The organism is Sporomusa sp., assembly GCF_035561155.1.
In the GTDB taxonomy this organism is placed as follows: Bacteria; Bacillota; Negativicutes; order Sporomusales; family Sporomusaceae; genus Sporomusa.
In genome coordinates, this window is sequence record NZ_DATMYD010000084.1 from 32859 (window position 1) to 42224 (window position 9366).

A 9366-nucleotide genomic window follows, 5' to 3' on the forward strand; every position below is an offset into this window, starting at 1 on the left:
ACCTCTATATATCAAGTAAATAACAGTTAGCCATTGGCCAAGCGGACAAAGGTTTCCTGGTCCATCGCCCTAGCCAGCGCTTCATCATATGTCACAATACCACGTCTGTACAAATCACGCAGCGACATATCCATGGCCTGCATTCCGGTCTTAGCTCCTGTCTGGATGACCGATACAAGCTGATGGGTTTTACCCTCGCGGATTAGGTTGCGCACAGCCGGAGTGGCCATTAAGACTTCCACTGCGGCTACCCTGCCAGCATCATCACGACGCGGCAGCAGTTGCTGGGCCACAATTCCCTGCAGAGTAAGCGATAACTGAATTCTGATTTGTTGCTGCTGATAAGGTGGGAAGACGTCAATAATCCGGTCAATTGTCTGCGCGGCATCACCGGTATGTAACGTGGCAAATACCAGATGTCCGGTTTCAGCAGCAGTTATGGCAATGCTAATGGTTTCCACATCGCGCATCTCACCCACCAGAATAACATCAGGATCTTCCCGTAGTGCTGCCCGCAACGCATTGCCAAAAGACTTGGTATCGGCGTTAATTTCTCGTTGATTGACAATACTTGTTTTATGCTTGTGCAGATATTCAATTGGATCTTCCAGGGTAATAATGTGACAGGCCCGCTCGGTGTTAATTAAATCAAGCATAGCGGCCAGTGTCGTAGATTTGCCACTGCCTGTCGGCCCGGTGACAAGTACCAGTCCACGCGGCTTGCGCGCCAAGGTTTTTAACACTTCGGGATGGCCCAGTTGTTCCAGGGTTGGCACCTGTTCAGTTACTACCCGGATAGCAATAGCGATTGAGCCGCGCTGCCGGAAAGCGTTCACCCGGAAACGGCTCAGGCCAGTTATAGCGTAGGAAAAATCAATTTCGCCAAGCAGCTCAAACTTTTCCCTCTGCTCCGGGTTTATGATGGCAGTAAGGATTGCTTCTGTGTCCTTGTACTCAAGCCGTGGGTATTGAGTGGTTGTCAAACTGCCTTGCAGCCTAAAAATCGGGGAAACCCCTACTGTAAGATGAATGTCTGAGGCTTGTGCCAATACCGCTTCTTTTAACAGACTGTCTATATTAAGCATATATGTGCCCCCTATTATGTTCCGGCGTAGGCAACCCGCATGACTTCGGCCACTGTTGTCAGCCCGCTAAGTGCTTTGGCAATACCGTCCTGACGCATTGTTTTCATGCCTTCACTCATAGCAATGTTTGCAAGTACATCGCTTGATACTCTCTGATTAATTGCCTCGCGTACAGCTGAGCTGACAGCCATCACTTCGTGTATTGCCATCCGTCCAAGATAGCCGGTATGACCGCAGCGTGGGCAGCCAGCCCCCCGGTACAGAGTAATCTCATCCTCAGAGCTCATTCCCAAGAACTGCCGCTCGGGCGCTTCAGCCTCAGGCTCATATTTTTGTTTGCAGTCAGGGCATATAACTCGTACCAAACGTTGGGCAACAATTCCGAGTACAGAGGAAGCAACCAAAAAGGGCTCAATCCCCATATCAATCAACCGGGTAATGGCACCAGGTGCGTCGTTGGTATGTAGCGTACTAAACACCATGTGACCGGTAAGTGCTGCCCTAATGGCTATATCGGCAGTCTCAGTATCCCTGATCTCACCTACCATGACCACATTAGGGTCTTGACGCAGTATTGACCGCAGACCATTGGCAAACGTTAAACCAGCTTTGTGATTTACCTGAACCTGGTTTATACCGTCTAACCGGTATTCCACCGGATCTTCAACAGTGATAACATTTTTATTGGGCGTGCTGACTTCTGTTAGTGTCGAATACAGCGTTGTTGTTTTACCTGAGCCGGTGGGCCCGGTAACAAGGATCATACCGTAGGATTGGAAATATAGCCTGCGATATAACTTTAGATTCTCAGGAACAAAGCCCAGGCCTTTAATATCTAAAATAACTGCTTTCTTATCAAGTATCCGCAGAACCACTTTTTCACCGGTGATTGTCGGCAGTGTCGACACCCGTAGGTCAATATCCCGGCCAAATTCCTGCACTTTTATGCGGCCATCCTGCGGTAGTCTTTTTTCGGCGATGTCCATTTCACTCATAATTTTTATCCTGGAAATAATGGCCGCATGGGTATGACGCGGAAATGTCACCACTTCACGTAGTACACCGTCTACTCTAAACCGGACTCGAAGCGACTTGTCCTGCGGTTCAATATGGATATCGCTGGCTCGTTCTTTGATAGCTTGACTGATAATGGAATTGACAATGCTGACTACCGGTGCATCGTCAGTCATTTGGATTTCAGCAATACTGCTGGCATCATCAGCTTTAAGTTTGTTAACAGCCTTTTCTACCAAATCCTGCACACCATAAGACTGGTTAATGGCACGCATAATCTCGCGTTCGGCGGCAATTACCGGTTCGACTTCACAACCTGACGCCATCCTCACATCATCTAAGGCGTAGAAATTCGTAGGATCAACCATGGCCAACGTCAATTTACGCCCATCTTTTTTTATGGGAATTACCTGATAGCGTTCTGCCAATGATACAGGTATCGTTGCGGCAATTTCATGGGCTACATTCATTTTAGCCATATCAACCCGAGGTACACCAAGCTGAAACTCTAAAGCTTCAATCATGCTGACTTCAGTGATATAGCCTAAATTGATAAGTACCTTTCCCAATCGTTCACCTGTCTTTTTTTGGACGCTTAATGCCTTTTCCAGTTGTTCCTGACTGAGAATGCCTGCTTCAATGAGCAAGTCCCCCAGTCGTCGTTTACGGTTGTTTAACATGTCCTTTGCCCTCATCCAAATAGATATAAAAAAAGCAACCGGCATAGCAAAAATAAGATATTTTGCATATGGTCGGTTGCACTACTTGCTCCGCCTGGGCTAAGTGCCCAAATAAAGTGCCAGGCTTCATTGCTTCCCACATTACGAATTCGCATTCTTTTTTTGTGTTAATTACAGTCATAGATTATATTCGCATGGAAGCTATTTAATTCCTTCTTGATCGACATTATAAACTTATTAAATTTGTATTAATTTATCTGCTTAAGCCATTGATGAGGGCCTTCCGCATAATCTCTCGGGGTGCATTGCAACCTGTCCAGAAATGGTAGGCAAGGGCCCCTTGCTCAACAAGCATGCCATCCCCGCCAACAGCAATATGTCCCCGGCGTAAGGCTTCAGCCATAAATTGCGTTTCTAATGGATTATAGACTAAGTCAGAAATAACAGCAGACGGCTTTAAGAGTTCCCAATCAAGCGGAGGCTGGCAGGTTGCATTAGGGTACATACCTAGTGGCGTCGTATTAACTACAATGTCGGCAAGCGACAGAGCTAGGGCAAATTCGGGGCTGTCCCAGGTGGCCCCAGTGACGGATGCATGCCCAAGAAACAATTCGGCTACACTAGCAGCCTTAATATTGTCACGCGCTCCGATGGTTACTGTGGCAATGTTACTCTCGATGAAACCGGCAATTACAGCGCGCGCCGCGCCACCGGCACCCAAAATGACAGCATGTTTACCCGCTGCATCGAAACCAGCCTGCCGCAAAGAGCTGATATAACCGCTGGCATCGGTGTTATACCCAATCATGTGGTTCTCTTTTATGACTATGGTATTAACAGCGCCAACCAGCTTGGCGCTGACATCGATTTCGTCCAAATAGTCCATGATAGTTACTTTGTGTGGAATAGTGACGTTTACACCTACAAACCCCAATGCTTTTAGCCCGCCGACAGCTGTTGCCAGGGACTCCGGCGGCGCGGGCAGCGGCAGGTACACAAAATCAAGACCACAGGCGGCAAAAGCAGTGTTATGCATAGCCGGCGACAGCGAATGGCTGAGCGGCCAGCCTAATAGGCCGACCTTCTGTGTTTTTGCTGTTATATTCATCCTAGAAACTCCTTTCTGGTAAGTTGGGATACGGAGAAAAAACGAGATTGTTTCACTGCTGTTGGCAATGATGAAAGGCTAGTAAGATAGCAATCTTATCTCACATAGATATCCGGTCTCCGGTCGGTAAAAGTTGGCATCGCCAGGCGGGACTCTGTCACCTTTTCCAGGTTAATCTTGCCAAAAATAATACCTTCTTGGTCGCCGCCTTCGGCCAATATCTCGCCTTCAGGTCCAACAAGAAGTGAATGTCCGTAGAAGGGGCTGCCTCTGTGCTCGCCTACACAGTTCACGGCACAGATGTACATGTGGTTCTCAATGGCTCTGGCCTGAACCAGGGTCCGCCAATGCCCGCCGCGCGCCGCAGGCCATTCTGCTGGTACAAAAACAATTTGGGCGCCATTTAAGGCCAGCGAACGGAACAGCTCCGGGAACCGCAAGTCATAGCAAATGCTGATTCCAGCGTTAACACCGTCTAGGGAAAACGAACCAAGTTTAGCGCCGGGAGCAAAGAAACGTTCTTCGCCATACATGCTGAACAAGTGCACCTTCTCATAACTAGCAACAATAGTGCCCTGTCTGTCAATGACTAGAGCACTATTATAAATATGGTCATTAATCCTGAGTGGAATAGAACCGGCGACGATGTTCACGCCGGAGTTCCGGGCAATAGCCGTTAGGCGACAAATGAACGGCCCGTCGATAGTTTCAGCAGCCTGAGCTACATTTTTAAGTGCGTAGCCAATTGTCCAAATTTCTGGCAGTACAATCACATCAGCGTTAACCGCAGCTTGACTGATAAGAGTAAGCCCTTTATCTTTATTGCCGGCAATATCGCCGGCAACAACGTTCATTTGCAACATTGCGATCTTCACATCAAGTCCTCCTACAGCCGGCCTGTGGTCTTTAACAGACGTATCGCTAGTTTTTCCAACTGACGGGTGATTTTTGTACCGATAAATTCTTGGGGCGCTAGCGGCTTGACCCAGATGGTAAATAGGTCTAAGCGATTGCCACCTAAAATATCAGTGAACAATTGATCGCCAACTACAGCCACCTCAGCCGGAGTTAGTCCCATAACTTGTACTGCTTGTCGAAATCCTGTCCGAGATGGTTTTAATGCCCGGGCGACAAAGGGCGCACTGCACTGAGTAGCTATTTGTCTAACCCGTTTTTTTCCATTATTTGATACCAGACACAGTTTAAAGCCCTCGCCGCTCAACTGACTAAGCCAAAACTGCATATCAGGACATAGATCTGGACTGTTCCAGGGAATGATGGTATTGTCAAGATCAAAAATTATCCCGCGAATACCACGCTGCTTGAGCATATCCAGATTAATGTCATATAAAGTGTTTACCGCCATACAAGGCACAAGCAATTTGAGCAATTTTTCCTCCCGAGTCAGTAATATACAGTTAACAGAAATTATAGCATGAGAAAAGGAAAAACGAAAGAGATTGCCACGCTCGCAATTCCCACCGAAAACGACCATTACAATCGATGTTAACTAAAAAAAGAAACAGACACCGCATAAAACGGTGCCAGTCAACCTACTTTAAGTAATCCTACTCAGGTATTTCTATTTATCTTCCTTGGCATGGATAACTTCAAATCAGAGAATAGCGGGACCACGGCTTCGCTATTCGGCATCTGTGTCTCTAATCTCGGACGTACGCCATAATATCACTTACCCCAGTCTGTAATGACATTAGCGTCGTAATTTAGAGTCCCTCCACCTAGAGTTAGTTTTTTGCCTGCCGTTACTGAACCGGTAATCGTGGTGTTATCATTCATCGTAAAATCTCCACCTGCTATTGCTACACCTTTTATTATTTGGGCACCGGAATTAAGTGTAATATCTTGCTCACTCATCAAGAGAGAATACCCATTTATCTTCCCGTTAATTATTATGGGTTGTTTTGCATAAAATTGGAAATTACCAGTCAGAATTGCGTTCCCATTAACGGTTATCCCGTGATCAGAAATAATTATAAAATTAGTTTTCTTATCTGTAGTAATGTTGCCACCAAGGGTGATTTGCCCTTTTGAAAAGATTACTACATGGTTTCCGTCTTTCGCATAATAGGTTGTATCTTGGTTGGTACTAAAACCAGTGTCATAATAGTTTCCAGATAGAGTGAAATCTCCTGATTGAGTAGGCGGATTATTTTCACTATATTTATCATAATCTTTCCAATTAAGCGAGACAGGTATTGGTGGTAAATCCAGGTACTTCTCATAAAACAAGGGATCGATGCGAGTATTATGGTCGACTACTTGGTTGGATTTTGCGTTTGTCACAATAGTTCCGTTATTTATGTTAAAATTTGGTTCTATTACAAGTTTATTGCCTTGATTGTAAACTGCATACGGTAGAGGGGTAACATCAGGTGGTGGCGGCGTGTTACTCCCTCCTGAATTAGGAATATCAACCCTATATTGGGCAATAAGCGTTCGTTGAATATTGCTTTCTCCATGCCCACGTACGTTAAATGTATATATTAGGGGTTGGCCTGGTGTTGGTGCTCCTGACATAGTTACGGAAACATTATAGTATACGTCTGTGTTTGAGGTACCATCGGATTTCTTTAGCCCAACTAAATAATTGTTTCCATCATTTAGTTCTGTTGGTATTGTATAGCGGGTATTAATATCTGTCCCGGTATAGCCCTTTATGCTGTTATTAAGTATGAGAGTTGAAGCTCTTATACCCGTTTCAGCGGCAAAGTTTGCTTGAGCAAGTTTAACTTGGTCGGTAGATAAAAACAATATATTATTTGCAGATGTACTTAGCGCAGCCATTCCCAATAATACTACCATTGCCATAACTGCAAAAATAGTAGCAGACCCATTTTGTCCACGCAAGTGTTTAGTTATCATGAAACAACCACCTTCAAATTACTTAAATCCGCCAAAGGCTACAATCATATTTTGGTCGGTCCCATTGGTAGATCTACGTACCACAATACGGACGCTATTTGTGTCAACCGAATAAAATTCCACCTTAGAGAAGGGGACATTTAGGAGATCCTGTGTGCCATTTGAAGGAACCTGATCTACCACCACTCGCTTCATTGAGGAATCATTAGGGTCAGCAACTGTGTAAATTGTCCACGTCACCGGTGTAGCCACTGTTTTGCTAGGGTCATTTACAGTAAACGTTATTTTATCTTTATCAGTAGATGTCAAAGTATTTGAGAAACGAACAATATTATTTATCCGTTCTAGTAAATTATTACTATCAATTTGATCTTGTACGTGGTTTAAACGATCAGAGTTATTCTTCCATCCAATCACAGATGTTGTAAACAAGTTCCCTATACCTGCAAAGACTATTCCCATAATGGCTATCGCGATAATTAACTCAATTAGCGTCATACCACGGCTATTTAAGTACTTACTGAACTTTAATCGAAACATAATTTAGCCCTCCGGAGAAATTCGCCTCAGACGTAAAGAAGTAGTCAGACATGGCGATTTGCTCCTGTCCGTTATTTCCATTCCATGAGACAGTCATCCTTACACCTTGTAGTCCGGGGGAAGGAATTTGAGAAGGGTCATCGCCATCAGGTATTCTCGTAACAGATACTAGAAAATTAAGGCTTACATTGCCTGGTCCCGATGGAGCGTTTGCTGAATCGATTATATTTTGAACTTCCGTACTGATTTCAGTCCAACGAGTGTCATTCTTAGGGTGATTTTTTCGTTGAAGGTCGTTAAATTGAGACTGGATAATTCTAATCGCCATAGTCCTATGATCGGACGCTGATCGGGTCTTGGTCAGCATAATTAAAGTGCCTGCTAAGGCCGTCAATGCGATAGATAATATAGTTATGGCAACTATCACATCAATATAGGCCCAACCACGCTGGTTTTTCAGTATACAACCGATGCCCCTTCGGTATTTCCGAATCATACTCTTCCTCCAAGTATTAATGTGATTCTTCTAATATGCTAATTTACAATTTCAAGTCGCTATTAGCAATAGTTATAGCCGCTAGAAGAGCTATACAATATGAAAACTCATAATATCTATATTCGATTAGCTTCAAATATTCCCTTTCTAATGCTTACAAAAAGATGGTATCCCCCAACCAGCGCCGTGGACAACCATCTTAGATCAGACACTAGGCCGGGACTCTCTAAAAGAAATTACCCATCGAAATTAACGGCGAACAGCTCCATACCTTTTTCTGCAATTTATCCAGATACGAATGTGGGCGGATTTCGGGATGGTAAAGACACTCTACACTGGCGTAAAAGTTATGAGGTCTACGTGCAGAATGGTCCGAGACATCACCCCGGCCTCAGGAGATTGGTATTAGTCAGCATCGCTTTAATATATTTACTGCGTCTAGACTTAGCAAGTAATTGATCATAACCATAATTTGAATCAATAATCACGTTTATTCCACTTGCTTGCAAACTTGCGGCCAACTTTGCAATGGCCTTTGCTTGCAGCGTAGATTCACCTGAGCAAACTACAAGCTGGACATTTGATTCAATAGCCAGCAGAAAAATAGCCGTAATATCAATATGTTGATAATCATCTTGATCAGTGTTGTCTAAATTAACAGTTATACAGGTTGAATCCTTTATGACATCGGAAATGCGAAGGTTCATACTCATCATCTCCAAACATTTGTTCGTAATTATATTTTAGAACAAATGTTTGTATGTATAAAGTGGTAATAAATAGAAAAACTTGCCGTCTTGGCAGGCAAAAGAAACACGGTCACAAGTCCGTAAGTGGGGATTCATCTATTGATTCGAATCTGAGTCACTTCACACCCTGCAATTTCAATCTCCTTATTTCTATATAAGGCAGATTTGCAAAGTCGAAGAAGGTTTGTCGAAATATTTACCATGCGACATGTGGGTTTCATGGTGTTTTTCCTTCCTAGCGATAGTTTTAATATTACTATTATATAGAAGAAAAGCCACGCAGTCGATGGAATGTCTAGGAAACAACAACTATATGTACACGTTTACTCTTAATCAGAATCTACCGTCTTTGCTCTACTCAAAATTAATCTAATAAAATAAACCGTCCACCCGAAGGAAGACGGATATTAAGGGAAAGCGTTCTATATTAACAGAGCGGAGCCGCTCTGAGCTCATATGTATATAATAATCGCCAAATTTTAGAATTTGTTTAGAACATAAAATCCACCTGAAAATTTTATGCAGGCAGATACCTTATTTGCTCAACTTTCGCAGCACAAATTTGGCAGGTAAGCCTTGATATAGCTGGGTAGTCCTGCAAACCAGTGCTGTAGTTGACTTTTGATTAGCTTCACGACTGATTTCTTTACCTTTTTTGAAACATCATTCAATATCTCAAGCAATTGCTGCAAGGCAACTGCCCACTCTAAGTTGCTAAGCTCATCACACATGGACAAGAATAATCCGCCTAAAGTGCGTTCATCGGACTGCTGGCGGTGCTGCCAACTTAACAAGATATACCGTGCGAAGA

General features: G+C 44.0%; 9 protein-coding genes, 1 pseudogene and 1 riboswitch. All 10 genes and pseudogenes read right to left on the reverse strand.

The genetic code is table 11. The features are described 5' to 3' along the window. Window positions 1-26: 26 nt before the first annotated feature. Window positions 27-1085, reverse strand: coding sequence for a type IV pilus twitching motility protein PilT (locus VN447_RS11080; protein ID WP_325525417.1), 1059 nt, complete (start codon window positions 1083-1085; stop codon window positions 27-29). A gap of 14 nt (window positions 1086-1099) precedes the next feature. Next, complete coding sequence (gene gspE / locus VN447_RS11085) at window positions 1100-2779, reverse strand: type II secretion system ATPase GspE (RefSeq protein ID WP_325525418.1); 1680 nt, start codon at window positions 2777-2779, stop codon at window positions 1100-1102. Between the two features lie 61 nt (window positions 2780-2840). Continuing rightward, a riboswitch (cyclic di-GMP riboswitch) is annotated at window positions 2841-2924 on the reverse strand. Window positions 2925-3032: 108 nt separating this feature from the next. Then, on the reverse strand, window positions 3033-3887 hold the full coding sequence (locus VN447_RS11090; RefSeq protein ID WP_325525419.1) for a shikimate dehydrogenase: 855 nt from the start codon (window positions 3885-3887) through the stop codon (window positions 3033-3035). 95 nt (window positions 3888-3982) lie between these two features. Then, complete coding sequence (locus VN447_RS11095) at window positions 3983-4762, reverse strand: carbon-nitrogen family hydrolase (protein WP_325525420.1); 780 nt, start codon at window positions 4760-4762, stop codon at window positions 3983-3985. Window positions 4763-4773: 11 nt separating this feature from the next. Beyond that, complete coding sequence (locus VN447_RS11100; protein WP_325525421.1) at window positions 4774-5277, reverse strand: YqeG family HAD IIIA-type phosphatase; 504 nt, start codon at window positions 5275-5277, stop codon at window positions 4774-4776. Between the two features lie 296 nt (window positions 5278-5573). Continuing rightward, on the reverse strand, window positions 5574-6770 hold the full coding sequence (locus VN447_RS11105) for a hypothetical protein (RefSeq protein ID WP_325525422.1): 1197 nt from the start codon (window positions 6768-6770) through the stop codon (window positions 5574-5576). Window positions 6771-6788: 18 nt separating this feature from the next. Continuing rightward, window positions 6789-7310 (reverse strand): prepilin-type N-terminal cleavage/methylation domain-containing protein, encoded by a 522-nt coding sequence (locus VN447_RS11110; RefSeq protein ID WP_325525423.1) that lies wholly within the window; start codon window positions 7308-7310, stop codon window positions 6789-6791. Continuing rightward, entirely contained in the window at window positions 7288-7806 is a 519-nt protein-coding gene (locus VN447_RS11115) for a type II secretion system protein (protein ID WP_325525424.1), read from the reverse strand. The genes VN447_RS11110 and VN447_RS11115 overlap by 23 nt, the downstream gene beginning before the upstream one ends. A 380-nt stretch (window positions 7807-8186) precedes the next feature. After that, window positions 8187-8513 (reverse strand): hypothetical protein, encoded by a 327-nt coding sequence (locus tag VN447_RS11120; protein WP_325525425.1) that lies wholly within the window; start codon window positions 8511-8513, stop codon window positions 8187-8189. A gap of 584 nt (window positions 8514-9097) precedes the next feature. Beyond that, window positions 9098-9366 (reverse strand): annotated as a pseudogene (locus VN447_RS11125) (IS4 family transposase); the annotation flags it as partial.